The 24,722-nt window shown below is 55.2% G+C and carries 21 protein-coding genes and 4 pseudogenes; 9 read left to right on the top strand and 16 right to left on the bottom strand.

The features are described 5' to 3' along the window. Positions 1-121: 121 nt before the first annotated feature. Positions 122-2,158 carry an ATP-dependent DNA helicase RecG gene (recG, locus tag HMPREF9371_RS00475; RefSeq protein WP_009117808.1) on the top strand — a complete coding sequence of 679 codons (2,037 nt, stop codon included), beginning with the start codon at positions 122-124 and terminating at the stop codon, positions 2,156-2,158. A gap of 54 nt (positions 2,159-2,212) precedes the next feature. On the opposite strand, the gene HMPREF9371_RS13765 is transcribed toward recG, so the two are convergent. From HMPREF9371_RS13765 to dnaB, 6 genes are all read right to left on the bottom strand, one after another. Continuing rightward, complete coding sequence (locus tag HMPREF9371_RS13765) at positions 2,213-2,665, bottom strand: prepilin-type N-terminal cleavage/methylation domain-containing protein (RefSeq protein WP_009117807.1); 453 nt, start codon at positions 2,663-2,665, stop codon at positions 2,213-2,215. Positions 2,666-2,683: 18 nt separating this feature from the next. Beyond that, positions 2,684-3,136 carry a pilus assembly PilX family protein gene (locus tag HMPREF9371_RS11170; protein ID WP_232203057.1) on the bottom strand — a complete coding sequence of 151 codons (453 nt, stop codon included), beginning with the start codon at positions 3,134-3,136 and terminating at the stop codon, positions 2,684-2,686. Positions 3,137-3,176: 40 nt separating this feature from the next. Continuing rightward, on the bottom strand, positions 3,177-4,217 hold the full coding sequence (locus HMPREF9371_RS10935; protein WP_009117805.1) for a PilW family protein: 1,041 nt from the start codon (positions 4,215-4,217) through the stop codon (positions 3,177-3,179). Positions 4,218-4,220: 3 nt separating this feature from the next. Then, positions 4,221-4,697, bottom strand: coding sequence for a type IV pilus modification protein PilV (pilV, locus tag HMPREF9371_RS00460; RefSeq protein ID WP_050797896.1), 477 nt, complete (start codon positions 4,695-4,697; stop codon positions 4,221-4,223). A 77-nt stretch (positions 4,698-4,774) separates the two neighbouring features. Further along, complete coding sequence (locus HMPREF9371_RS00455; RefSeq protein WP_009117803.1) at positions 4,775-5,452, bottom strand: GspH/FimT family pseudopilin; 678 nt, start codon at positions 5,450-5,452, stop codon at positions 4,775-4,777. Between the two features lie 90 nt (positions 5,453-5,542). After that, positions 5,543-6,943, bottom strand: a complete 1,401-nt coding sequence (gene dnaB, locus HMPREF9371_RS00450; RefSeq protein WP_050797895.1) for a replicative DNA helicase — start codon at positions 6,941-6,943, stop codon at positions 5,543-5,545. Positions 6,944-7,131: 188 nt separating this feature from the next. Between dnaB and HMPREF9371_RS00445 the strand changes: the two genes are divergently transcribed. Both HMPREF9371_RS00445 and HMPREF9371_RS12900 read left to right on the top strand, forming a co-directional pair. Continuing rightward, positions 7,132-7,713 (top strand): superoxide dismutase, encoded by a 582-nt coding sequence (locus HMPREF9371_RS00445; RefSeq protein WP_009117801.1) that lies wholly within the window; start codon positions 7,132-7,134, stop codon positions 7,711-7,713. Between the two features lie 89 nt (positions 7,714-7,802). After that, positions 7,803-7,985 (top strand): lipoprotein signal peptidase, encoded by a 183-nt coding sequence (locus HMPREF9371_RS12900; protein ID WP_083814018.1) that lies wholly within the window; start codon positions 7,803-7,805, stop codon positions 7,983-7,985. 282 nt (positions 7,986-8,267) lie between these two features. On the opposite strand, the pseudogene HMPREF9371_RS00440 reads toward HMPREF9371_RS12900, so the two are convergent. From HMPREF9371_RS00440 to ung, 3 genes and pseudogenes are all read right to left on the bottom strand, one after another. Next, positions 8,268-9,420 (bottom strand): annotated as a pseudogene (locus HMPREF9371_RS00440) (DEAD/DEAH box helicase); the annotation flags it as partial. Between the two features lie 260 nt (positions 9,421-9,680). Continuing rightward, a complete protein-coding gene (locus tag HMPREF9371_RS00435; protein WP_009117796.1) occupies positions 9,681-10,373 on the bottom strand; it encodes an energy-coupling factor ABC transporter permease in 693 nt (230 codons plus the stop codon). A gap of 37 nt (positions 10,374-10,410) precedes the next feature. Continuing rightward, positions 10,411-11,070: a uracil-DNA glycosylase gene (gene ung / locus HMPREF9371_RS00430; protein ID WP_009117795.1), complete on the bottom strand. Its 660-nt coding sequence runs from the start codon at positions 11,068-11,070 to the stop codon at positions 10,411-10,413. Positions 11,071-11,512: 442 nt separating this feature from the next. Here ung and gdhA point away from each other — a divergent pair, with 442 nt between their 5' ends. From gdhA to lpdA, 4 genes are all read left to right on the top strand, one after another. Continuing rightward, entirely contained in the window at positions 11,513-12,850 is a 1,338-nt protein-coding gene (gdhA, locus tag HMPREF9371_RS00425; protein WP_009117794.1) for an NADP-specific glutamate dehydrogenase, read from the top strand. A gap of 119 nt (positions 12,851-12,969) precedes the next feature. Further along, positions 12,970-13,944 (top strand): class 1 fructose-bisphosphatase, encoded by a 975-nt coding sequence (locus tag HMPREF9371_RS00420; RefSeq protein WP_009117793.1) that lies wholly within the window; start codon positions 12,970-12,972, stop codon positions 13,942-13,944. A 153-nt stretch (positions 13,945-14,097) separates the two neighbouring features. Continuing rightward, positions 14,098-14,934 (top strand): toxin-antitoxin system YwqK family antitoxin, encoded by an 837-nt coding sequence (locus HMPREF9371_RS00415; protein WP_009117792.1) that lies wholly within the window; start codon positions 14,098-14,100, stop codon positions 14,932-14,934. Between the two features lie 36 nt (positions 14,935-14,970). Further along, entirely contained in the window at positions 14,971-16,401 is a 1,431-nt protein-coding gene (gene lpdA, locus HMPREF9371_RS00410; RefSeq protein WP_009117791.1) for a dihydrolipoyl dehydrogenase, read from the top strand. 127 nt (positions 16,402-16,528) lie between these two features. Here the strand turns inward: lpdA and HMPREF9371_RS12895 are convergent. From HMPREF9371_RS12895 to HMPREF9371_RS00390, 5 genes and pseudogenes are all read right to left on the bottom strand, one after another. Further along, positions 16,529-16,719, bottom strand: a pseudogene (locus HMPREF9371_RS12895) (ATP-dependent exonuclease). A gap of 25 nt (positions 16,720-16,744) precedes the next feature. Continuing rightward, positions 16,745-17,305 carry a hypothetical protein gene (locus HMPREF9371_RS00405; RefSeq protein ID WP_009117790.1) on the bottom strand — a complete coding sequence of 187 codons (561 nt, stop codon included), beginning with the start codon at positions 17,303-17,305 and terminating at the stop codon, positions 16,745-16,747. Positions 17,306-17,441: 136 nt separating this feature from the next. Continuing rightward, positions 17,442-18,473, bottom strand: a complete 1,032-nt coding sequence (gene lepB, locus HMPREF9371_RS00400; protein ID WP_009117789.1) for a signal peptidase I — start codon at positions 18,471-18,473, stop codon at positions 17,442-17,444. After that, on the bottom strand, positions 18,474-20,267 hold the full coding sequence (gene lepA, locus HMPREF9371_RS00395) for a translation elongation factor 4 (protein WP_040660548.1): 1,794 nt from the start codon (positions 20,265-20,267) through the stop codon (positions 18,474-18,476). Positions 20,268-20,464: 197 nt separating this feature from the next. After that, positions 20,465-21,601, bottom strand: coding sequence for an aminotransferase class V-fold PLP-dependent enzyme (locus HMPREF9371_RS00390; RefSeq protein WP_040659884.1), 1,137 nt, complete (start codon positions 21,599-21,601; stop codon positions 20,465-20,467). A gap of 144 nt (positions 21,602-21,745) precedes the next feature. Between HMPREF9371_RS00390 and panC the strand changes: the two genes are divergently transcribed. After that, positions 21,746-22,582, top strand: coding sequence for a pantoate--beta-alanine ligase (gene panC, locus HMPREF9371_RS00385; RefSeq protein WP_040659882.1), 837 nt, complete (start codon positions 21,746-21,748; stop codon positions 22,580-22,582). A 69-nt stretch (positions 22,583-22,651) separates the two neighbouring features. Here panC and HMPREF9371_RS12890 read toward each other — a convergent pair. Beyond that, positions 22,652-22,887, bottom strand: a pseudogene (locus tag HMPREF9371_RS12890) (ATP-dependent exonuclease). A gap of 26 nt (positions 22,888-22,913) precedes the next feature. Between HMPREF9371_RS12890 and msrAB the strand changes: the two are divergent. Continuing rightward, positions 22,914-24,479 (top strand): bifunctional peptide-methionine (S)-S-oxide reductase MsrA/peptide-methionine (R)-S-oxide reductase MsrB, encoded by a 1,566-nt coding sequence (gene msrAB, locus HMPREF9371_RS00375; RefSeq protein ID WP_009117785.1) that lies wholly within the window; start codon positions 22,914-22,916, stop codon positions 24,477-24,479. A gap of 13 nt (positions 24,480-24,492) precedes the next feature. Here msrAB and HMPREF9371_RS12885 read toward each other — a convergent pair. Continuing rightward, a pseudogene (locus HMPREF9371_RS12885) lies at positions 24,493-24,680 on the bottom strand (ATP-dependent exonuclease). Positions 24,681-24,722: the final 42 nt, after the last annotated feature.

Raw genomic sequence — 24,722 nt, 5'->3', positions numbered from 1 at the left:
ATTTTTAAGCGATACACGTCCCTAGATAAAACACAGCTGCTCAGTCATCCAGGCTACCTGAAAACAAAAGCGACTCTCTCAGATAGTCTGCCACAACCCGTTAATCTTCAGTGCCTTCTTTATGAATGCCGATCTGCAAAAGCAACTCAACATCACCGATGCTACAGTAAAAAAACTGGCCAAACTACATATTCACACGGCTTGGGACGCAGTTTTGCATCTGCCTTTGCGTTACGAAGACGAAACCCACCTGACCCCCATACGAGACGCCCCTGTCGGGACATCCTGCCAAGTAGAAGGCATGGTGCTGCACCAAAACCTCCAATTCAGGCCGCGCCGACAACTGATCGTGCAGATACGCGATGCATCCGGGAGCGTACTGCATCTGCGCTTCCTGCATTTCTACCCCAGCCAACAAAAGCAAATGGCAGTAGGCAAAACCATCCGCGCCATCGGTGAAATCCGACACGGTTTTTTCGGCGATGAAATGGTGCATCCGAAAATTCGCGAGGCCACACATAGTCTCGCCGAAAGCCTCACGCCCATCTATCCCACCGTAAACGGTCTCAGTCAATCCACTTTACGCCGCATCATCCGCAAGGCCCTCGAAATCTTGCCCTTAAGCGACACTCTGCCAGAAAGCCTGCGCACTGCATTGCATCTTCCGCCTCTTGCCGACAGTCTGCGCCTACTCCACACACCACCACCCGAATACAGTCCGCACCAACTTCATAACGGCGCATTGCCTGCTTGGCAACGCCTCAAATTTGACGAACTATTGGCTCAACAGCTTTCCATGCAGCTGGCTCGCAAAAAGCGACTTTCCGGCAATGCCATACCGCTACGCGGAAACGGTCGTCTGTACCACCGTTTAATCAATAGCTTGCCTTTTACCCTGACGCCTGCCCAACAGCGTGTCTTAACAGAAATTCAAAATGATTTATCCCAGCCTCATCCGATGCACCGCCTATTACAAGGCGATGTTGGCAGCGGCAAAACCATTGTGGCAGCACTCTCTGCCCTGAACGCATTGGAAGCAGGAGCACAAGTTGCCGTCATGGCACCTACCGAAATCTTAGCCGAGCAGCACTATGTGAAATTTAAGCAATGGCTGGAGCCTCTTGGGATAACGGTTTCTTGGCTTTCAGGTAACCTGAAGAAAAAAGAAAAAGATCAGGTCAAAACTGCTTTGGCAGATGGCCATGTTCATTTGGCCATCGGTACCCATGCCTTATTTCAAGAAGACGTGGCTTTTCGACAGCTGGGGCTGGTTATCGTGGACGAGCAACACCGCTTCGGTGTCGAACAACGCTTAGCTCTCAAAAACAAAGGGCGCGACGTCCATCAATTAATGATGTCTGCCACGCCAATACCGCGCACTTTGGCGATGAGTTTTTTTGCCGACTTGGATGTTTCCCTCATTGACGAACTGCCTCCCGGACGTACTCCCATTCAAACCCGCCTGGTTAACAGCGCCCGACGGCATGAAGTGGAAGGCTTCGTTTTAGCTGCCTGCCAAAAAGGGAAACAGGCATATTGGGTCTGCCCGCTGATTGAAGAAAGTGAAATATTGCAATTACAAACTGCAACAGAAACCCGAGCCGAGCTACAAACAGCACTGCCGCAGTTAAAAATCGGTTTGTTGCATGGAAAAATGAAATCTGGAGAAAAGGCGGCAGTAATGGGAGATTTTGCCTCAGGCAAGATAGACGTACTGGTGGCCACGACTGTCATCGAGGTGGGCGTAGATGTGCCCAATGCCGTTTTAATGGTCATCGAACATGCTGAGCGCATGGGCTTGGCACAACTTCACCAACTGCGCGGCCGAGTGGGCCGTGGTAAAGACACCAGCAGTTGCGTATTGTTATTCAGCGAACCATTGAATGAATTAGCCAAAGCTCGGTTAAAAGTGATCTACGAACACCAAGACGGCTTTGAAATCGCCCGTCAAGACTTGAATATCCGCGGACCGGGTGAGTTACTGGGTGCACGGCAAAGCGGTATGCCTATGTTACGCTTTGCCTGCTTGCAAGAAGATTTACATTTATTGGAAGCAGCGCGCCAAGTTGCACCAACATTTATGCGCCACCATCCTGAAGCTGTCGCTGCACACTTATTGCGCTGGCTCAGCAGCCGAGAAGGATTTTTAGACGCCTAGACAAAACAAATAGCATACTTTCTTAATCATCAATAAACTTCATCATCAACACAATCAATTGATTTTCGTACACCCAGACTTGGTACTGGCGGCTGCTGAATTGGGGCATTCAAACACCTCTCCAGCCGCTGTAATATATAGCGATTTTGTAAAACCGGATCTATTCGGCTTTAGATAAATATAAAAAGTATTGATTTTCCCGTCAGTGGTATTGGACTCTAGCTCATAGTTTCCGTTGGCGACAGTACGCTTAGTATTAATCAGACTGTTCAAACCGGCAACACTGTAAGTCGGCAAATTTTTTACCTTTCTCTGTCTCATTTCAGCTACCAGCTCAACCAACTCATTTTTAGCAGTTGCCAAATTGGTGCGTTCAATATAATAAGAGTAAGAAGGCAACGCAATAGCGGCAAGAATACCGATGATTGCCAACACAATCATCATCTCAACCAAAGTAAAGCCGGCAGAAATTTTTACTCTTTTTTGCGAAAAAATATTTTTTTCCATCGAAAGCCGTCCAATCAACTACTGGTTATTCTTGTATTCAACGTAGGATTCTAAGGTTACTACAGTATTCGAGTTTTGCCCCCAAGCGCGCGCAGTCACCCGATAAATCGCCTTGCCTCCCAACGGCGGTCCTAAACGCTCCACCACATAACAGGCATTGTCCGTTTTTGAAGCACCGTTAACACATTTTGCCTCTGAACTTCCCGGAACCAGTATGTTTTTTTGCTCCCAGACCGGCCCACGCCCCTCAGTCACATCTCCTTTACATAAACCATCGAGGCAAGCCGGCGCACCACCAGATTCATTAAAATCTGCATGTTTATGACTGGATATTAAATTTTCACCAGATAACAAAGCTGCTTCGGCTTTAGAAAAAGCAAATTTTCTATCGGCATCATTCGAGCTGATCCGCATCTCCGTATTGGTGGATTGCATACTTGCAATCACAATAAACGCAATCACCAACATCATGATCAATACAATAAATAAGGTAAACCCTCCGGTTTGTCTTTTATAATCCGGCGCATACACTACCTCCCCGTACATTTGCCCTGATCAAAAACTCATTGAAATGACCATGCGTTTGCTCGTTATCAGATATTTGCAAGCTCAAATCTAACACTGTTGGCATTGGTGACACCCGTTTCAAATTCGGGTTACTTTTCAGACTTGAATAATTGTCATCGAAGGTGGCTGCCGTATTGTTCTCTCCACATCCCGCATAAGTAAACGTTGATTGCATATTTTGAATATTTGCCACTAACAACTGCGGGCCTTCCCAGCTACCATTTGCACCCAAGGTAAACCGATACAAACCCCTGGAGTTGGCATCATCAATATTGGCAATTCTACCGATTGCATAAGCATTGGCATGAACTTGGGAAACTGTTGTTTGTGGCACATAAAAAGCCACCTCGTCATTTGCATTTACGTCTAACCTAGGCAAGGCGGAATTGATCCTGACATCACCTCCCCCGGCAGTCACATTATTGACCTCCATTCTGAAACAAGAAGTCAAAGCAACTTTCCCTCCCGCTTGAGACCATTTGGCTACCTCACTACCTGCAGGAATGGTTGACGTTCCACTCAAAGGTACCGGATTGATCCCATAAACAAAAACCAATGGATCACTCAACAATTCAAAGCCGTTTTGATTAAAAGCCGTGCGGACGCTACTCAAGGGAAAAGTACTGATACCGGAAAATTCATGATTGTCCAGATCCAACCTGATACCTTGCGCTGCATTATTGACCCCGGCGAACTCCTTCCGCTCCAGATTGCCCAAATTAAAGCAACCAAATGAGCCGGCCATTCGCGCATCGCGGATAATCATTTCCGCCGCACTCCTTAAGTCCTGCTGCGCAGACAGGCGGCTTTCGGAAGTCCGCTTCATTTGATTGGTGATGGAATATGTAATACCAATTGCCAACAACACGATAATGCCTAAGGAGCTGGCTACTAAAAACTCAATCAAAGTAAAGCCTTTAGCCAAACTTAAGCCGGAAGTTTTAGCTATCGTTTTTTTAGAAAATTTTTGAGAACGAAACAGCATGACTTAACTCCCTACCTGCAGCGTATAAGAAAATTTAAACTCATCTTGATCGTTCACTTCTTCCCAACGCACATTGATCACACCATCTTTACCGATACTGTATGAAACATCTCTGGCATTCGGCAAAGCCCTTCTCAAATCCGCTTCAAATTTTTCACGATGGCAGTTTATTACTGCTTCACGCACACCATTACATTTATTAGAGTTATTTATAGAGCCTGCCAAATCAAGCGTGCCGCTTTTTTCATAACCGGTATATTTTGTTTCGTCTTCTGTTCTTGTCCTGACATCAGGATTAGACAACATACCTTCAGCCAAGTTTTGAACTGCCAAAGCCACTCGGGTTTGCATTTCAGCTTCTCTCACACTACCCACGGACTTCAGTTGAGCCAGCATCAAAGCCATAATACCGAAAGCCATAATAAATACGGAGACCAATACTTCCAACAAAGTAGCGCCTCGTATTTTCTTCTTATCCAAAAAAACTCTTCCGTTACTTCCACGCATCGCAACACCTCATATATTTATTATCCACTTTGATTAGCTATTTTTGAAGATTAGCTATTTTTTGAAAAAGAACAGGTTTCGCCATATGCCTCAGCACTTAATTGATCTAAACCCGATGGGTCGAAGTTACCCTTACACGGTACAACTCTACCGCCAGGAGCCAGCAAAGTCATTCTCGCCTGTTTGGTATCAGACGCCACAATCCTCACATAACCCTGCGAAAATAAATATTGGGCACCGGGAGATGCTTGACGCACACCGAAACTACCGTTGGGTAAGAAAATAAAACGATCTACAACTTCCGGATTTTGTAGATTCAAACCCAAGCCTCTTATTTCAATACTGGTATCACCGTCAATCAATACAGAACGTAGGTCTATATCCTGATTGGCTGTCGTGATGCTGCTTTCATAATTAGAAGTATTATTACTGTCTACGAAAGCCAAGATCGATTGCCCCCCTGACTGATCGCAACCATTATTGGGTTTTCCGTCACTTTTCAAAGTAACCCCGCCACATACAACAACCGGTTTATTCAAGCGGACAGCCTCAGCACGAGCAAATTGAAAAAGGGTTGTCACTCGGTCAATCCTATTAGCCAATCTCTGCCCGGCAATAAAACTCTGCATACTGGGAAAAGCAATGGCCGCCATAATGCCGATCAGAGTGACCACAATCATCAGCTCAATCAAGGTAAAACCGCTTTGTTTTTTTAATTCTTTATTCATGGCCTTATATTCTTTGAATGATTCAAATCAAATTTGAAACTTTGAAGGAAAGGATACAATATACCGCTTTCAGGCAGCCCGTCACTGCGGCTACTCTTCTCCTGAAAAATAAACATGCTCCGATCTGACTGCGTTGTCAAACTTACTGAACTGCCCCATAAACACCAAAGGAATTTTGCCGGTAGGCCCGTTACGGTGTTTGCCAATAATACACTCGGCCATGCCTTTTAATTCGGTATCAGGATGGTAATACTCATCCCGATACATGAACATAATCAAATCGGCATCTTGTTCGATCGCACCTGACTCACGCAGATCCGACATCATCGGGCGTTTATCTGTTCTGGACTCCACCGTGCGAGACAACTGGGATAAGGCAATAATGGGGATATTCAGCTCACGGGCCAAAGATTTCAGAGAACGGGAAATCTCCCCCAGTTCGGCCGCCCGGTTGCCGGAATGGTTGCTGTTTCCACTCATCAATTGCAGGTAGTCAATCACCACCAAGCCGAGCCGGCCTTTATGCCTGCGAGCCAACCTGCGCACTCGGGCACGGACTTCCAGCGCATTTAATCCGGGCGTTTCATCAATAAAGATCGGGGCATCCGCCAGTTTGCGGACGGCATCACCCAACCTCTCCCAATGCTCGTCCTGCAACTGACCGGTTTTAAGCAGATGCTGGTCCAGCCTCCCAACCGAACCGAGCATCCTCATTACCAGCTGCACCCCGCCCATTTCCATGGAGAAAATGGCTACGGGCAGGTGCGTGCTGATAGCGACGTTTTCCGCAATATTCAGTGAAAAAGCCGTTTTTCCCATTGCCGGCCTACCGGCAACGATGATGAGGTCGCCTCCGTGCAAACCGGCAATTTTTTTATCCAAATCAATAAAACCAGTGGGAATTCCGGTTACATCATCCTTATTCTCACGCGAATAAGCTTTATCGATATTGCTGACGGCTTCTTTCAGCATGGCAGGCATTTCCAGAAATTCGCTCCGGCCGCGGCTGGTACTTTCGGCGATTTGAAAAACTTTGCTTTCCGCCTCGTCCAGCATTTGTTTAACATCCCTGCCTTGCGGATTGTATGCATTCCTAGCAATCTCTGTGCCAACCTGAGCCAGCTGGCGCATGACGGAACGGTCGCGCACGATTTCGGCGTAACGCGCAATATTAATGGCAGAGGCTATGTTTTGCGCCAAATCCACCAAATAGCCGAAACCGCCCGCCTCTTCCAGCACTTCTTCCCGCTGCAACACCTCTTCTACCGTAATCGTATCGGCAGGCCGCGAGTGCTCGGCCAGCTGGGCGATGGCGCGGAAAATCAGGCGGTGTTCGTAACGGTAGAAATCATCCTCCCGCACCACGCCCGCCACCCGATCCCAAGCAGAAGTATCCACCATCAAACCGCCCAAAACCGCCTGTTCCGCCTCTACGGAGTGCGGCGGCAGAGCAAGATGCTCGTTGGTTTGATCCAAGGTATCCGTGTCCATATAATTTATACGCTGCAGCAAACAATAAAAAACAATTCTAACATTACAGCTATTGAATTACCGCTTCAAAAACCCATATACTCTTCCCCACAGCGGAAACTCCGCTGTTTTTAATGACGATATACACCACACCGCCACAGGCTGCTTTCAGGTAGCCTTACGCCACTTTCAACACCAAAGGACATATCATGGAACACAAATTGCCTACCCTGCCTTACGCTTTAGACGCGCTGGAACCCCATCTTTCCAAAGAAACTTTGGAATACCACTACGGCAAACACCACCAAACCTACATCACCAATCTGAACAACCAAATCAAAGGCACCGAATTTGAAAACCTGTCTTTGGAAGAGATTGTGAAAAAATCATCCGGCGGCGTATTCAACAACGCAGCCCAAACTTGGAACCACACCTTCTATTGGCTGGGCTTTACCCCCGAAGGCCAAGGCAAGCCCGCCGGCGAACTGGCTGCGGCCATTGACGCCAAATGGGGCAGCTTCGAAGCCTTCCAAGAAGCCTTCAACGCTTGCGCGGCCGGCACCTTCGGCTCCGGTTGGGCTTGGCTGGTGAAAACCGCCGACGGCAGCCTGGATCTGGTTTCCACCTCCAATGCCGCCACCCCCCTGACCACCGACAGCACTCCCCTGCTGACATGCGACGTTTGGGAACACGCCTACTACATCGACTACCGCAACAGCCGCCCCAACTACCTGAAAGGCTTTTGGGAAATCGTCAACTGGGACGTAGTGGCCGAGCGCTTCAACGGCTAAACCTCCACGATTGAGCCGCGCCTGAAGCGCCCAATCAAACAGGCTACCTGAAACATTTTCAGGTAGCCTGTTTGATTGCAGTCGTTGATATGACCGCAAACCGCCTGAGACCTTTGCAAAACCCCCATCTGCGGCGCATTTCTGCGTTGTGCGCTGCTCGCTCGCTTGCCTATCTATATGATATGTCTTCGCTCACTGTGCTGCTACGCCTTGAACTGCATCCACATCTGGGGGGTTTGCAAAGGTCTCCGCCTGGCATTAGAGCAGATTGACAAAGATTGTCACAATCGCTGCCCTACATTTCTTTACACCAAGCTGGCATTTCGGTTTTAAGTTTTACCTCACCCCGTAATTCGGCTGCACCAAAGCACAAACCGGACGTTCGCGGCGGCTGCGGCGTTGCCGCCCCGGGATTTTGTGACAGGCTTGCGCCGGCTCGACTGTGTCTTTGTTCTTGCCGCCGCGACCGCCTTCTGCCGAGCGGCGGCCGCCCTCGCGCGTTGCACGGCGTTGCTGATCGACGGCCGGTTCTGCCGCTTGAGCGGGCTGTTTTTGCCACCAACGCGGCTCGAATCCTTCAATCCGCTCCACCGCCAAATCTTTGCCGATCAATTCTTTGATCGACTCGAACATTTTCTGCTCGTCTTCGTCCATCAAGGAAATCGCCACCCCTTCCGCGCCGGCCCGGCCGGTACGGCCGATGCGGTGCACATAATCTTCCGCTTGAGAGGGCATCTCGTAATTGATGACGAAAGGCAGCTCGGCAATGTCCAAACCGCGCGCGGCCACATCGGTGGCCACCAACACGCGGAGCTGACCGGCTTTGAAGTCGCTCAAAGTTTCCAAACGGCTCTGCTGTGATTTATCCCCGTGCAAAGCAGCCGCACTCAACTGCCGCCGCACCAAATCGCGCGCCACCTGATCCACGCTCTGCTTGGTTTTGCAAAACACAATCACTTGATTCATGTTCAGATCCACAATCAAGCGTTCCAAAAGATTGCGCTTCTGCATGGTATCGATGGCGATAATGTGCTGTTCCACATTGGCATTGGTGGTGTTTTGCGGGGCGGTTTCCACCTGCTCGGGCTGATTCATAAAATCCTGCGCCAATTTGCGAATGGGCGGCGAGAAAGTGGCGGAAAACAGCAGGGTCTGGCGCTGTTTCGGCAGCATTTGCATGATGCGGCGGATGTCGTCGATAAAGCCCATGTCCAGCATGCGGTCGGCCTCGTCCAATACCACGATTTCCACTTTGTCCAAGCGGATGTTTTTCTGCTGCACATGATCCAACAGCCGCCCCACGGTGGCCACCACGATTTCGCAACCGCTGCGCAGGCTTTGGGTTTGTTTGTCCATATTGACGCCGCCAAACAAAACCGTATGCCGCAAAGGCAGGTTTTTGATGTAAGCCGAGGTATTTTGGTCGATTTGGTCGGCCAATTCGCGCGTGGGCGTCAGCACCAGCATACGCACGGGGTGCATGGCCGGCGACGTGCTGGCATTGGCGTAACGCTTCAAGCGTTCCAAACCGGGCAGCATAAAAGCCGCCGTTTTGCCGGTGCCGGTTTGCGCGGCGGCCAGCAAATCGTGGCCGGCCAATACTTTCGGAATGGCGGCAGACTGAATGGCGGTCGGTTGTTCGTAGCCCTGTTCGCTTAAGGCTTCGGTAATTTCTGGGGACAAACCCAAACTGGCAAAAGGATTCACTTCAATACTCCTCGCACCCGCTGCCTATGGCCGCAGGTGTCTTAAATCAAAACGCAATCAGGCCGGGCCGTCACGGGCTACCTGAATCAAGAATTCATTATTTATTCTCAGTGCATGTGGTCCAATACGGCCGGCATCATCAGGCATATGCGAGACCCCGACGTGTTTATTTCGAGGGCTACCTGAAAACACGTCTTCCAGAACAGGCCGTATTGTGCCCGAAAACCTAAGCAGGCGGTTACCAGCACACGGTCAAAGCCTTATTGCTTCCAAATTTCGGGCGGCGAATGCTGTAAATATTCCCGATCGGCAAACGTCGTCAGCAGCTGCGGTGCCAGCGCAATAAAAATCGCACTCAGCAAGCCGGTGAGAAACGCCTCACCCCAGGCAATAAAGAAAAACACCGGCAGCACGGATTCAAGCAGGGTGTCCGCATCAAACACGCCTGCGGCATACAAAAGCGTGCCGACGGCAACAGCCGACAGAAAAATGCCTGCCGCGGCGGCCAAAAAGCCGTTGATGAAAATATAGACAAACACATTACGCGGCAGCCGTCGGCTGAACGAACGGGCCGCCGTGGTCACCAGCACCGGCGGCACCAGCGTGCTCAAGGCGGCAATGCCTGCGGCCGGCAGCCCCGACCAACCTTGCCATATCAGGGTATACAGCAACATCACTAAGGAAGCCAGCCACAAAGCCGCCGAACCGCCCAACATCAGCGTCAGCAAAGAAACGCCGAGCAGGTGGTACACCAAGCCGCCCATCTGGCCCGCCAAAGGAGCGGCGCGCAGGCTCCAGCACAAAGCCAGTGCCAGCATCGCGATGCCGGCCAAGCGGCTGTGCCGTTTCAAAGCCGGCCAAGCCCTCGGCGCAACCATGCCCAGCATTGCCAGCCAAACAAAAGCCGCCGCCCACTGCGCGGACGGCGCGAACCAAACAGCAGGAAAATTCATCTTACCCTGCCCCGTTCAGCGCTTGTTCACACTTCATTCACACCTGCCAATCGATTTCGCCCAAACCATGCTGTTTCAGGTAGCCGTTGGCTTGGGAAAAATGGCGGCAGCCGAAAAAACCGCGGTGGGCCGACAAAGGCGAAGGATGCGGCGCGGTGAGCACCAAATGCCGGCTGCGGTCGATGATGGCGCCTTTTTTCTGCGCATGGCTGCCCCACAGCATGAACACCAAGTGTTCGCGCGCCTCATTCAACACCGCCACCACCCGGTCGGTAAACCGTTCCCAACCCAATGGCGCATGCGAGTGAGCCTGCCCGGCCCGCACGGTCAGCACCGTATTCAGCAGCAAGACGCCCTGATCGGCCCACGACTGCAGGCAGCCGTGCCGGGGTATGCGAAAGCCTGCGATATCCTGTGCCAACTCTTTATAAATATTGAGCAAGGAAGGCGGCACCGCCACGCCCGGACGCACGGAAAACGCCAAACCGTGCGCCTGCCCGGCGCCGTGATACGGGTCTTGACCCAAAATCACCACTTTCACGCCGGCAAATTCGGTGGCGCGGAAAGCATTGAACACCTCGGCCGCCGGCGGATACACCGTCATGCCTTGCTCACGTTCGCGGCGTACGGTATCCAGAATCTGCTGGAAATACGGCGCCTGCTTTTCTGCACCGATGGCTTGCTGCCACGTCTGCATACACTTCCTTTGCTTTCATTCACTGTTCTGTTTTCAACACCTTATCCTACCGTAACCGCAAGCTTTTCAGGTAGCCTGTTTAAGCCCTTAGCGCGGCAGACGGCGAAGGCGACAAAGCTAGGCCGCCACTGTATCCCTTTCTGCTGCACTGCGCAAATCCGCCGCCAATGTTTCGCACACCGAAACAAAACAGCAGAATTTAAGCAGATATGAGTAAAAATCAGCCATACGATGAAATTATATTTCAATTAAACATTAATAGTAGAACTTAAATTTAAAATTTTTCAAAAATGAGCAATTAAAAAATGAAAAAATGCGGTTTTGACAACTTTTAATTTTATCCAAACACTAGCCAAACAAAAGCAAGCCTTGTTAGACTTGGCTCCGATTGCTGCACCGCAGCGGACACAGACCCACCGCCGATCCATTGAGGAGTCCAACCATGAGCGACTTAGACGCCCTGTTCCAAAAAATCAAACAACGCGACCCCAACCAGGCGCCCTTCCACCAAGCCGTGGAAGAAGTGTTTTCCAGCCTGGCGCCCTTTCTGGCCAAGAACCCGCGTTACACCCAACACAATCTGCTGGAGCGCATTGTTGAGCCCGAGCGCGTCATCATGTTCCGCGTGTCTTGGGTAAACGATCAAGGCCAAGTTCAAGTCAACCGCGGCTACCGCGTACAGATGAACTCCGCCATCGGCCCCTATAAAGGCGGCCTGCGCTTCCACCCCACCGTGGACTTGGGCGTATTGAAATTCCTCGCTTTCGAACAAGTCTTTAAAAACGCCCTCACCACCCTGCCCATGGGCGGCGGCAAAGGCGGCTCCGACTTCGACCCCAAAGGCAAAAGCGACGGCGAAGTGATGCGCTTCTGTCAAGCCTTCATGACCGAACTTTCCCGCCACATCGGCGCCGATTTGGACGTACCGGCAGGCGACATCGGCGTGGGCGGCCGCGAAATCGGCTACCTGTACGGCCAATACAAACGCATCCGCAACGAATTCGCCTCCGTGCTCACCGGCAAAGGCCTTACTTACGGCGGCAGCCTGATCCGCCCCGAGGCCACCGGCTACGGCACCGTCTATTTTGCCGACAGCATGCTGAAAACCCGCGGCCAAAGCTTCGGCGGCAAAAAAGTGGTGATTTCCGGCTCCGGCAACGTGGCCCAATACGCCGCCGAAAAAGCCATCCAACTCGGCGCCAAAGTACTGACCGTTTCCGATTCCAACGGCTTCGTGAAATTTGCCGACAGCGGCATGAGCGAAGCCCAACTGGCCGCCTTGATCGAGCTGAAAGAACGCCGCCGCGAACGTTTGTCGGTTTATGCTCAAGAACAAGGCCTGGAATACTTTGCCAACCAAAAACCCTGGCAAGTACCCTGCGACATCGCCCTGCCCTGCGCCACCCAAAACGAATTGGACGAAAACGACGCCAAAGCCCTGCTCGGCAACGGCTGCTTCTGCGTAGCCGAAGGCGCGAACATGCCTTCCACCTTGGGCGCGGTGGAAGCCTTTATCCAAGCCAAGATTCTGTATGCGCCGGGCAAAGCCAGCAATGCCGGCGGCGTGGCCACTTCCGGCCTGGAAATGAGCCAAAACGCCCTACGCCTGTCTTGGGATCGCGAAAAAGTGGACCGCCGCCTGTTCGACATCATGGCCAACATCCATGAAAACTGCGTGGCCAACGGCCAAGCCGACGGCTTCATCAACTATGTCAACGGCGCCAACATCGCCGGCTTCAAAAAAGTGGCCGAAGCCATGTTGGAACAAGGCGTGGTCTGACCAAAACCCCATGCCCGCCTTCCCGCCCCGCCCGCCACGGCGGGGCTTTTTGCGTGGCGGCAAAACGCCTTTTTGAGTAGAATCACGCCCGTTTTCCCCTTCTGATACGGAGCCCCGTCATGTCCAACCTTTCCTCTTTCCTCCAACAACACTTGGTCGAACACAGGCTACCTGAAAGCCTGGGCAGCGTGGTCGCCACCCTCGCCGAAGCCTGCCGCAGCATCAGCGGCCAAGTAAGGCTCGGCGCGCTGGCCGGCGTGTTGGGCGAAGCCGGCAGCGGCAACATCCAAGGCGAAGCACAGAAAAAACTGGACGTCATCGCCAACGATATGCTGATTCAGGCCCTGCGCGCCAACCCCGCCGTGGCCGGCCTCGCCAGCGAAGAAGAAGACGATTTCGTGCCGGCTGATGAAAACGGCCGCTATCTGGTGCTGTTCGACCCGCTAGACGGCTCCTCCAATATTGATGTCAATATTTCGGTCGGCACCATTTTCTCCGTATTAGAAAAACCGGCCGGTGCGCTGAGCGCGCAATCCTTCCTGCAAAGCGGCCGCTTTCAGGTAGCCAGCGGCTATGCGCTGTACGGCCCGCAAACGCTGCTGGTGCTGTGTCTGAAACACGGCGTGTTTGTGTTCACCCTGAATGCCGAAGGCGAGTTCATCGCCACCCAATCCCTGCCCCAAGTGCCCGCGCAAACCAAAGAATTCGCCATCAATATGTCGAATCAGCGCCATTGGCAGCCGCCGGTGCAGCAATACATCGCCGAACTTTTGGCCGGCGATACCGGCGTGCGCGGCAAAAACTACAATATGCGCTGGGTGGCCAGCATGGTGGCCGAAGTGCACCGCATCCTGATGCGCGGCGGCCTGTTCACCTACCCGCAAGACGCCCGCGATCCGGCCAAACCGGGCAAACTGCGCCTGATGTACGAAGCCAACCCCTTGAGCCTGATCATCGAGCAGGCCGGCGGCGCCGCCACCGATGCCCGCCAGCCCATGCTCGACATCCAGCCCGACAGCCTGCACCAGCGCGTGGCCGTGGTCTTGGGCAGCCGCGAAGAAGTGGATTACCTCACCCGCCTGCATCAAAGCTGACCCCGCATCCTCCTGCCCGACAGGCTACCTGAACGCTTTCAGGTAGCCTGTTTCGCTGGGCCGTTTCCGCACAGCGGGCGGTAGCTTTTTCCCCGCTAAGGCTTTAGAATAACGCCGCCGCAAACTGCGGCTTTTTATGATGCGGAGACAATCATGAAATCTTGGATACCCCTGCTGCTGGCCGCCGCCTTGCTCGGTGCCTGCTCGCCAGAGGTCAGCAAGCCGGATTCGGCCGCCCAAACGGCCCGCTCGGGCCAAGCTGCGCCGAGCCTGCCCGAGTTCTCCGCCCCCTCGGCCGCCGAAGCAGAGCAAGCCGCCTTCGAATACACCCCCGCATCCGCCAAACCAGCCCTGTATTTCACCGCCGGCGGCCAGCCCGCCGAACAGGCTTCAGCCGGCGGCTTCTACCGTGAAATCCTCGGCCAAACCGCCGACGGCCGCTTGGTGGTGCAAGACTTTTACCAAGACATTGCCAAACGGCAAACCGCCCCCTTTGTTTTGACCGCCGGTGCCGAGCTGAAAGACTTCTCTACCGATGTCATGGACAGCAAAGGCGTGTGGTACCGCCCCGACGGCTCGCTGTTTTATCTGCAGGACTACCGCAACGGCCAAGAAACCGGCCCCGCCACCTATTACGAAGACGGCCTTCCGCTGATGCAAACCCACGACATGGGCTTGCGCAGCCTGTTTTTCTACAACGACGGCAAGCTGATGGCCGAGTTGCGGGTGCAAAACCCCGAGTCGGCAGACATGGAGCAAACCCTCACCCTGTTCCGCACCGACGGCAGCGCCATCCTGCGCGCCGTCACCCGCGGCAGTGCAACCGTTGCCACCGAAGCGTGGGATGCCGCCGGCCAAGCCGCGCCCATGGAAGCCACCCGTATGGAGGGCACGCCGCTGCTGGATCGGGTGGAGGAACTGCAAACCAACTTCGCCCATACCGTCAACTTTGTGATGGGCGAACCCGAAGCCGCCTCATCGGCCCGTTAAATCTGTTATTTCAGTCCGTTATATAAAGGAAACATCATGTCCCAATTCGACGTTGTTGTCATCGGCGCCGGCCCCGGCGGTTATATCGCCGCCATCCGCGCCGCCCAGCTGGGTTTCAAAACCGCCTGTATCGACGCGGGCGTCAACAAAGCGGGCGACGCCCCGGCTTTGGGCGGCACCTGCCTGAATGTCGGCTGCATTCCCTCCAAAGCCCTGTTGCAGTCTTCCGAGCATTTCCATGCCGCCCAACACGATTTTGCCGAGCACGGCGTTCAGGTAGCCGGCGTGTCTTTTGATGCGGCCAAAATGATCGAGCGCAAAGACGGCATCGTCAGCAAGCTGACCGGCGGCATCGCCTTCCTGTTTAAGAAAAACAAAGTGGAAAGCCTGCACGGCAAAGGTTCGTTCAAAGGCAAAAACGGCGATTTGTGGCAGATCGAAGTGGACAACCGCGGCGAAAGAAGCATGGTGGAAGCCAAGCACGTGATCGTGGCCACCGGTTCCGTGCCCCGTCCGCTGCCGCTGGTTGAAGTGGACAATGTGAACGTATTGGACAACGAAGGCGCACTCAACCTCACCGAAGTGCCGAAAAAACTCGGCGTCATCGGCTCCGGCGTCATCGGCCTGGAAATGGGTTCGGTGTGGAAGCGCGTGGGCGCCGAAGTCACCATTCTGGAAGCCGCTCCGGTCTTCATGGGTGCGGCCGACCAGCAAATCGCCAAAGAAGCGTTTAAGATTTTCACCAAAGAACAGGGCCTGAACATTGAATTGGGCGTGAAAATCAACGAAATCAACAACAACGCCGACGGCGTAACGGTGAAATACGAGCTGGGCGGCGAAGTCAAAACCGAAACCTTCGACAAACTGATCGTGGCCATCGGCCGCGTGCCCAACACCGAAGGCCTGAACGCCGAAGCCGTCGGCCTGGCCAAAGACGAGCGCGGCTTTATTCAAGTGAACGAGGTGTGCCAAACCAATCTGCCCAATGTTTGGGCCATCGGCGACGTGGTGCGCGGCCCGATGCTGGCCCACAAAGCCAGCGACGAGGGCGTGGCCGTGGCCGAACGCATTGCCGGCCAACAGCCGCACTTGGATTTCAACACCATCCCGTGGGTAATCTACACCGACCCCGAAATTGCCTGGGTGGGCAAAACCGAAGAACAGCTGAAAGCCGAAGGCGTGGCCTATAAAAAAGGCACTTCCGGCTTCGCCGCCAACGGCCGCGCACTGGGCCTGGGCAAAGCCAAAGGCACGGTGAAAGTGTTGGCCGATGCCGAAACCGACCGCATTTTGGGCGTGCACATGATCGGCCCGATGGTGAGCGAGCTAGTGGCCGAAGGCGTGATGGGCATGGAATTCAAAGCCAGCAGCGAAGACATCGCCCGCATCGTCCACGCCCACCCGACCCTGTCGGAAGTGCTGCACGAAGCCGCCTTGGCCGCCGACAAACGCGCCCTGCACGGCTGATAAGGGTTTGCCCATGCACACCGCATGGCGTGCATGGCGCCATTCAAACCGCTAACAGCGCAACAGGCTACCTGAAACCGGCTACGCAACTTTCTGCGTAGCCGGTTTCAGGTAGCCTGCTTCTTATTTATTTGGCTGGTGATGACCTTTGCAAAACCCTTAGATGTGGATGCAGTTCAAGGCGTAGCAGCGCAGCGAACGTGAACGCCAGGAATCCCCGTGGGACAGACATATCACATAGATAGGCAAGTGAGGGAGCAGTACCCATAGGGCATAAACGCACAACGCAGAAATACGCCGCAGATGAGGGGTTTGCAAAGGTCTCCGGTGGTGACGCAAGCATTTAAGGTTTCGGCTGCTGCATCATCTCCAGCACAATGCTGTTGAAACGCTCCAAATCCAACCAGCCGGCTTGGGCGAACAACAAAAGCACCACCAAGAGCACCGGCAGCATCAGTACAAAACCGGCCACATGCGCCAGCAACACTTTCCAGACACTGGTTTCGCTAAGCTTCACCAAGCCCAAAACGGTCACCGCAAACGCCCACATTTGCCACAGCATCACCAACCAGCCCAACTCGGGCAGATACAGCAGCAGCAGGCCGGGCACCACCAGCATTTCGGAAGCCAGAATATAGCCGGCAAAATTGTGCTTCTGCTTGCCGTAATAACCGAGCACCACATTCGCCGCCCAGCTGAACACCGGCCATTTCAACACATGCACCGCAAACATCAGGGCGGCAATGCCGTACTCCTGCTGAAACCAAGGCGCCACGCCGGCCGCATTCACCGCGCCAATCACCAACAACGCGCCCACAATCACGGGCAGCGGATAAGCATACTCGGTCGCCGGTTTGAAATTCAGCCGCATCAGCCCCCAGGCATCGGCAATCAATCGATACATATCGGACACCGTTTCTTAAAAAGTATGGCCGGCCCGCCAAACACGGCAGCAGGCCGGGATCGGGAGGACAAACAAACATCAGGGTTTCAGGTAGCCTCATCAAGGGCTACCTGAAACCCCGACGTCCACTGTTGGGTTAACGAATGCCGCTGCCGATGCGCGACATTTCGCTGATATTCATCCACACAAAAAAAGCTTTGCCCACCACCAGCTTGTCGTCCACAAAGCCCCAATAGCGGGAGTCGGCGCTGTTGTCGCGGTTGTCGCCCAAAGCAAAGTATTTGCCGGGCGGCACCGTGCAGGCAAAACCGCTGCCGTCGGCTTCATAGCGGCAATGGTCGCCCAGACCGCTGTCGAAACCTTTGGCCGCCATTTCTTGGCGGAAACGCGCCAAAGTCGGCATGTGTACCGCCGGTACCCCTTCGTCTTTCAATACTTCAAAACGCCTGCCGTCCAAATCGGCTTGGAAGCGCTCCGCTTCGCGCAATGCACCCGGCGTGAGGTCGTCGGGATAGCCGTGCAAACCCTGTGGCGTATCTTGCTCGGTTTTGCCGTTGACGGTTAACACTTTGTCGCGGTACACCACTTCATCACCCGGCAGGCCGACAATGCGCTTGACGTAGTTCATGCTCGGCTCGGGCGGATAATTGAACACCACCACATCGCCGCGCTCGATCTGCCCTACCGGAATCAGCACATTGTTGAGCACCGGCGTACGGATGCCGTAAGCAAATTTATTCACCAAAATAAAATCGCCGGCCACCAAGCCCGGACGCATGGAGCTGGACGGAATCTGAAACGGCTCGGCCACAAAGGTACGCAGCACGAACACCACCAGAATCAGCGGAAAAAAACCGCCGATATAATCGCGGAAATGGTTGTTGTCGGCTGCTTTTGCCTGCTCTTCGCTTTGCGGGCGCGCCCGTTTGGCGCTCAGTTTCTGCCAGCCCCATACCAAGCCGGTAGCCGCCACAAACAACAGCAAAACCGCCGTCAGACTCATCACAGTAGCCAATAAGCCGAAAGCGCCCACCATCATCAGCAGATAGCCCCATTGCAGGCCGCTGCTCCACTCGCCGTCGTCCTTCCGCTGTTTGTTGCTGCTGAAAAACAGCACCAACCCCACCATCAGCGCACCGGCGGCGGCGATAATCATGTTTTGTCCCATTTATTTGTCTCCCACCTGCAAAATCGCCAAGAAGGCCGATTGCGGAATCTCCACATTGCCCACCTGCTTCATGCGGCGTTTGCCGGCTTTCTGCTTCTCCAACAGTTTTTTCTTGCGCGTGATGTCGCCGCCGTAACATTTGGCCAGCACGTTTTTGCGCAGCGCCTTCACGTTTTCGCGGGCGATGATTTGGCTGCCGATGGATGCCTGCACCGCAATGTCGAACATCTGGCGCGGAATCAGCTCGCGCATTTTGGCCGCCAGTTCGCGACCGCGGTGCACCGAGTTTTGGCGGTGCACAATCAGGCTCAAAGCGTCCACTTTTTCGCCGTTGACCATGATGTCGAGCTTGATCAAATCGGAGGGCTGGAATTCTTTAAATTCGTAATCCAAAGAAGCGTAACCGCGCGAGGTGGATTTGAGTTTGTCGAAGAAATCCATCACCACTTCGTTCATCGGCAGATCATAAGTGAGCATCACCTGGCGGCCGAGATACTGCATGTTTTTCTGGATGCCGCGCTTCTGGTTGCACAGCGTCATCACATTGCCCACATACTCCTGCGGCACCAGAATGGTGGCGGTGATGATGGGCTCCAAAATGGTTTCAATCGTGCCGATGTCGGGCAGCTTGGAGGGATTCTCCACCTCGATTTTGTCGCCGTTTTTGAGAATCACCTCATACACCACCGTCGGCGCGGTGGTGATCAAATCCATATCGAATTCGCGCTCCAGCCGCTCCTGCACGATTTCCAAGTGCAACAAACCCAAAAAGCCGCAGCGGAAGCCGAAGCCCAAAGCCTGCGACACTTCCGGCTCGAATTTCAGCGAAGCGTCGTTCAGCTGCAGTTTTTCCAATGCTTCGCGCAGCGCTTCGTAATCGTGGCTTTCCACCGGATACAGGCCGGCAAACACCTGGCTCTGTACTTCTTTAAAGCCGGGCAGCGGCTCGGCAGCCGGGTTTTGCACCAAGGTCACGGTGTCGCCCACTTTGGCCTGCCCCAATTCTTTGACGCCGGTAATCAGAAAGCCCACCTCGCCGGCGCTCAGCTGCGGTTTGGCCACCGACTTGGGCGTGAACACACCCAGCTGCTCCACCTGCGTTTCGGCCTTGGTGGACATAAAACGCACTTTGTCTTTCAGCTTCAGCGTGCCGTTTTTGACGCGGATCAGCATCACCACGCCCACATAATTGTCGAACCACGAATCGATGATCATCGCCTGCAGCGGCGCTTCGGGGTCTCCCTCGGGCGGCGGCACTTTGTTGACGATTTCTTCCAGCACGTCTTCCACGCCCAAGCCGCTTTTGGCCGAGCAGGTAACCGCGCCCACGGCATCGATGCCGATGATGTCTTCGATTTCCTGCGCCACGCGGTCGGGATCGGCCGCGGGCAGGTCGATTTTGTTCAACACCGGCACCACTTCCACGCCCAAATCGATGGCGGTATAGCAGTTGGCCACGGTTTGCGCCTCCACCCCTTGCGAAGCGTCCACCACCAGCAGCGCACCCTCGCAGGCCGACAGCGAGCGCGACACTTCGTAGGAAAAGTCCACGTGTCCGGGGGTGTCGATGAGGTTGAGCCGATAGGTTTCGCCGTTGCGCGCGGTATAGTTCAAGGCGGCGGTTTGCGCTTTGATGGTGATGCCGCGCTCTTTTTCGATGTCCATCGAATCGAGCACCTGGGTGCTCATTTCGCGCATTTCCAAGCCGCCGCAATATTGGATAAAGCGGTCGGCCAAGGTGGATTTGCCGTGGTCGATGTGGGCGATGATGGAGAAGTTACGGATATTTTTCATGCAATATTCAAACAGTACGCTGATGCGCGCCGCCCGGCAAAACCGTGCGCCGCCATCGGAAAACGGGAACGAAAATAGCCGCGCATTGTAGCGGAAAAAAGCAAATCCCGCCACGCGCTTTCGACGGGCGCCAACAAGCATTCAGGCTACCTGAAACGCTTTCAGGTAGCCTGAACCGGTGCCGCAGCGGCAGGCGCTTACGCCGCGCCCTGCTGCACTTTATCCACCGCCTCGGCCAACAAGGCAACCGTGCGCGGAATGTTTTGCAATTTGTCCAAACCGAACAGGCCGATGCGGAAGGTTTGGAAATCGCTTTCGCCGCATTGCAGCGGCACGCCGGCGGCAATCTGCACCCCCTGCTCCACAAACGCTTTGCCGCTCTGAATATCGGCGCGGTCGGTATAGCACACCACCACGCCCGGCGCTTCAAACCCCGGCGCCGCCACGCTGGCAAAACCTTTTTCCGCCAACATGGCGCGCACTTGGCGACCCAATTCGGCCTGCGCCGCTTTTAATTCGGCAAAACCGACGCCACGCGCTTCTTGCAAAGTGTCGCGCAGGCGGATCAAGCCGTCGGTGGGCATGGTGGCGTGATAAGCATGGCCGCCGTTCTCAAACGCCTGCATGATGTTCAGCCATTTTTTCAAATCCAAATCGAAGCTGTCGGATTCGCTGTTTTCCACCGCCGCCACGCCTTCGGCGCTCAACATCACCAAACCGGCACACGGCGGGCTGCTCCAGCCTTTCTGTGGCGCGCTTAACAGCACGTCGATGCCCAAATCGCGCATGTCCAGCCACATACAGCCCGAAGCGATGCAGTCCACCACCAACAATGCGCCCACTTCATGCGCGGCGCGGCTGAGGCGGCGCAGGTAATCGTCGGGCAGCATCATGCCGGATGCAGTTTCCACATGCGGGGCAAACACAATCTCGGGGCGGAACTCAGCAATCGCCGCTTCCACCTCTTCAATCGGCGCCGGCGCAAAAGGCTGGGCTTTTCCTGCGGCAGTAGGACGGGCCGCCAACACGCGGGATTCTGCCGCCAGCGCGCCTTTTTCCAAAATCTGGGTCCAACGGAAACTGAAAAAGCCGTTGCGCACAATCAGGCAGCGTTTGCCGCGCGCCAATTGACGCGCCACCGCCTCCATGCCCGCCGTGCCGCTGCCGGGCACCACCACGGCGGCTTGGGCGGCATACACTTCTTTCAAGCCGGCCGCCAGCTCGCGCAAGGCGGTTTGAAACTGTTGCGACATATGGTTTACCGCACGGTCGGTATAAACCACGGAATATTCAAGCAGGCCGTCGGCATCGGGATGCGGCAGTAAAGCAGGCATAACACGCTCCTTGTTCGGAAGGTCATCAGAATTGGGCCATTGTGGCCGATTGCCCGGCAAGATGCAAGGCCGCCGCCCGCCCTTGTCTGCCCTGCCTTGCGCCGATATACTGCGCTGCAACATCAGTTTCCGGGAATTTTTACCATGCGCATCCTGCATACCATTAACGAGCTGCGCGAATGGCGCAAACAGGTTTCCAACGTAGCCTTTGTGCCCACCATGGGCAATCTGCACGAAGGCCATCTGGCCCTGGTGCGCGAAGCCGCCCGCCGTGCCGACCATGTGGTGGTGAGCATTTTCGTCAACCGCCTGCAATTCGGCCAAGGCGAAGATTTCGACCGCTATCCGCGCACCCTGGCGCAGGACGCGGAAAAGCTGGCCGGCGCCGGCGTGGCGGTGGTGTTCGCGCCCGACGAAGCGGAACTGTATCCCAACGTCAGCCAACAATACAATGTGGAGCCGCCCCATCTGCAAAACGAGCTGTGCGGCGCCTTCCGCCCCGGCCACTTCCGCGGCGTGGCCACCGTGGTGACCAAACTCTTCAACATCGTCCAGCCCGATGTGGCCTGCTTCGGCAAAAAAGACTACCAACAGCTGGCCATCATTCGCGGCATGGCCGCCGACCTCAATATGCCGGTGGAAATCGTGCCGGTGGACACCGGCCGCGCCGAAGACGGCCTCGCCCTCTCCAGCCGCAACCAATACCTCAGCGCCGAAGAGCGGCAAACCGCCCCCCAGCTCTACCGTGAGCTGCAGGCCGTTGCCGCCGCCGTGGCCGCCGGCGAACGCGATTACGCCGCGTTGGAACAACAGGCTATACAGCGCCTGCAGCAGCAAGGCTGGCAGGTGGATTATGTGGAAATACGCCACGCCGACACCCTTCAGGTAGCCCATGTCGGCGACAAAGCCCTGGTGGCGCTGGCCGCCGCCCGCCTGGGGCATACCCGCCTGATCGACAACTTGGAAATCCATTTGGATTAACCGGCCCCGCGCCCCAATCCATCTCCGCCAACAGGCTACCTGAAACACTTCCACCCTTCGGAAAGCGTTTCAGGTAGCCTGAGACCTTTGCAAAACCCCCAGATGTCGAGCAGTTCAAGGCGTAGCAGCGCAGCGAACGTGAACGCCAGGAATCCCCGTGGGACAGACATATCATCTAGATAGGCAAGTGAGCGAGCAGCGCACAACGCAAAAATGCGCCGCAGATGGGGGTTTTGCAAAGGTCTCAGCCTGATTTTACCTGGCTCTGTCAGAAAACCGCCCGCCGTCCGTCTATTCAGGCACATCCATTTCTTCCCATGCGAGGTTGACCATGTTGAACAAAACCATCCGCAGCCTGTCTGCCCTGTTGCTGTGCGGCATACTTTCCGCCTGCTCCGGCACCGGCGGCCGCCCCGCCCCCGCGCCCGAAGCCGGCTTTGCCAACCGCCTGCACACCCTGCAAACCGCCAAAGGCAAACCCGTTTCCGCACTGCTCCAGGCAGACAAACCCACCCTGGTAAAATTTTGGGCCAGCTGGTGCCCCTTGTGCCTGGCCGAGCTGGAACACACCGCCCGCTGGCAGCAGTCGCCCGAATTCGCCCAAGCCAACCTGATCACCGTCGCCTCCCCCGGCTTTCTCGGTGAAAAACCCCAGCCCGACTTCGGCCAATGGTTCGGCAAACTCGATTACCCCGGCCTTCAGGTAGCCTTAGACGACGGCACCCTGGCCAAACAGGCCGGCATCGGCGTGTACCCCAGCTGGGTGTTGCTCTCGCCCCAAGGCGACATCCTGCGCGTGCACAAAGGCAGCCTCAACCAAACCCAAGCGCAAGCCCTGCTCACCCAACCCGATATCGACCTCGCCACCGTCGGCAAGCCCTATTTTCCCGATGCCCAAGGCCAAAGCCGGCCGGCAAACGTCAAAACCGTTTATCTGGCCGGCGGCTGCTTCTGGGGCCTCGAAGCCTATCTGCAACGCATTCCCGGCGTGGTGGACGCCGTATCCGGCTATGCCAACGGCCAAACCGAACAACCCAGCTATGAAGAAGTGATCCGCGGCAGCGGCCACGCCGAAACCGTGCGCGTCGATTACGACCCCGCCCGCCTCAGCCTCAACGACCTGCTGCGCTACTACTTCCGCGTGATCGACCCGCTCTCGCACAACAAGCAAGGCAACGACGTCGGCATCCAATATCGCACCGGCATCTACCACACCGACGAAGCCGACGTGCCCGTGATCCGCGCCGCCTTGGCCGCCGAACAGCAGAAATACGGCCGCCCCTTGGCTGTGGAAGCCGAAAAACTGCGCCACTTCTACCCCGCAGAGGATTACCACCAAGACTACCTGGTGAAAAACCCCAACGGCTACTGCCACATCGACATCAAACTGGCTGATGTGCCTTTGGAAAAAGCGGGCGGCACGTCCGCCCCAAGCGGCCAAGGCTTTAACCCCGCCACCTACCGCAAACCCGACGACGCCACCCTGCGCCGCATCCTCACGCCCGAGCAATACCACGTTACCCAAGAAGCCGGCACCGAATACGCCTTCAGCCACGAGTACGACCACCTGTTCGACCCCGGCATCTACGTTGACATCGTCAGCGGCCAGCCCCTGTTCAGCAGCCGCGACAAATACGATTCCCAATGCGGTTGGCCCAGCTTCACCCGTCCCATCCGCCCCGATGCCGTAACCCGCCGCGACGACTTCAGCTACCACATGCACCGCATCGAAGTACGCAGCAGTGCAGCCGATTCCCACCTCGGCCACGTCTTCGACGACGGTCCCAAAGACCGCGGCGGCCTGCGCTACTGCATCAACGGCGCCAGCCTGCGCTTCATTCCCGAGGCACACATGCGGCAACAGGGCTATGGCGACTACTTACCCGATATCCGCTGACCCAATCCGCTTTTCAGGTAGCCTGAGACCTTTGCAAAACCCCCAGATGTGGATGCAGTTCAAGGCGTAGCAGCACAGCGAGCGTGAACGCCAGGAATCCCCGTGGGACAGACATATCAGATAGATAGGCAAGCAAGCGAGCAGTACCCATAGGGCATAAACGCCAAACGCAGAAATGCGCCGCAGATGGGGGTTTTGCAAAGGTCTCAGCCTGATTGACTAGAGCAATTTCGATTTAATTCA

This window comes from Neisseria shayeganii 871, assembly GCF_000226875.1.
GTDB lineage: Bacteria > Pseudomonadota > Gammaproteobacteria > Burkholderiales > Neisseriaceae > Eikenella > Eikenella shayeganii.
Note: the sequence above shows the minus strand (reverse complement) of the source record. Positions and strands in the feature narration are given on the sequence as shown.

Bases quoted from the DNA above. Each gene is read 5' to 3' on its own strand.
- dnaB (WP_050797895.1), bottom strand. From the start codon at position 6,943: ATGGACACGGATACCTTGGATCAAACCAACGAGCATCTTGCTCTGCCG.
- HMPREF9371_RS00415 (WP_009117792.1), top strand. From the start codon at position 14,098: ATGAAATCTTGGATACCCCTGCTGCTGGCCGCCGCCTTGCTCGGTGCC.
- HMPREF9371_RS13765 (WP_009117807.1), bottom strand. From the start codon at position 2,665: ATGGAAAAAAATATTTTTTCGCAAAAAAGAGTAAAAATTTCTGCCGGC.
- HMPREF9371_RS00390 (WP_040659884.1), bottom strand. From the start codon at position 21,601: ATGCCTGCTTTACTGCCGCATCCCGATGCCGACGGCCTGCTTGAATAT.
- HMPREF9371_RS11170 (WP_232203057.1), bottom strand. From the start codon at position 3,136: ATGATGTTGGTGATTGCGTTTATTGTGATTGCAAGTATGCAATCCACC.
- lepA (WP_040660548.1), bottom strand. From the start codon at position 20,267: ATGAAAAATATCCGTAACTTCTCCATCATCGCCCACATCGACCACGGC.
- ung (WP_009117795.1), bottom strand. From the start codon at position 11,070: ATGCAGACGTGGCAGCAAGCCATCGGTGCAGAAAAGCAGGCGCCGTAT.
- msrAB (WP_009117785.1), top strand. From the start codon at position 22,914: ATGTTGAACAAAACCATCCGCAGCCTGTCTGCCCTGTTGCTGTGCGGC.
- lpdA (WP_009117791.1), top strand. From the start codon at position 14,971: ATGTCCCAATTCGACGTTGTTGTCATCGGCGCCGGCCCCGGCGGTTAT.
- gdhA (WP_009117794.1), top strand. From the start codon at position 11,513: ATGAGCGACTTAGACGCCCTGTTCCAAAAAATCAAACAACGCGACCCC.
- lepB (WP_009117789.1), bottom strand. From the start codon at position 18,473: ATGGGACAAAACATGATTATCGCCGCCGCCGGTGCGCTGATGGTGGGG.
- panC (WP_040659882.1), top strand. From the start codon at position 21,746: ATGCGCATCCTGCATACCATTAACGAGCTGCGCGAATGGCGCAAACAG.
- HMPREF9371_RS00420 (WP_009117793.1), top strand. From the start codon at position 12,970: ATGTCCAACCTTTCCTCTTTCCTCCAACAACACTTGGTCGAACACAGG.
- HMPREF9371_RS10935 (WP_009117805.1), bottom strand. From the start codon at position 4,217: ATGCTGTTTCGTTCTCAAAAATTTTCTAAAAAAACGATAGCTAAAACT.
- HMPREF9371_RS00405 (WP_009117790.1), bottom strand. From the start codon at position 17,305: ATGTATCGATTGATTGCCGATGCCTGGGGGCTGATGCGGCTGAATTTC.
- HMPREF9371_RS00455 (WP_009117803.1), bottom strand. From the start codon at position 5,452: ATGAATAAAGAATTAAAAAAACAAAGCGGTTTTACCTTGATTGAGCTG.
- recG (WP_009117808.1), top strand. From the start codon at position 122: ATGAATGCCGATCTGCAAAAGCAACTCAACATCACCGATGCTACAGTA.
- HMPREF9371_RS12900 (WP_083814018.1), top strand. From the start codon at position 7,803: ATGACCGCAAACCGCCTGAGACCTTTGCAAAACCCCCATCTGCGGCGC.
- HMPREF9371_RS00445 (WP_009117801.1), top strand. From the start codon at position 7,132: ATGGAACACAAATTGCCTACCCTGCCTTACGCTTTAGACGCGCTGGAA.
- HMPREF9371_RS00435 (WP_009117796.1), bottom strand. From the start codon at position 10,373: ATGAATTTTCCTGCTGTTTGGTTCGCGCCGTCCGCGCAGTGGGCGGCG.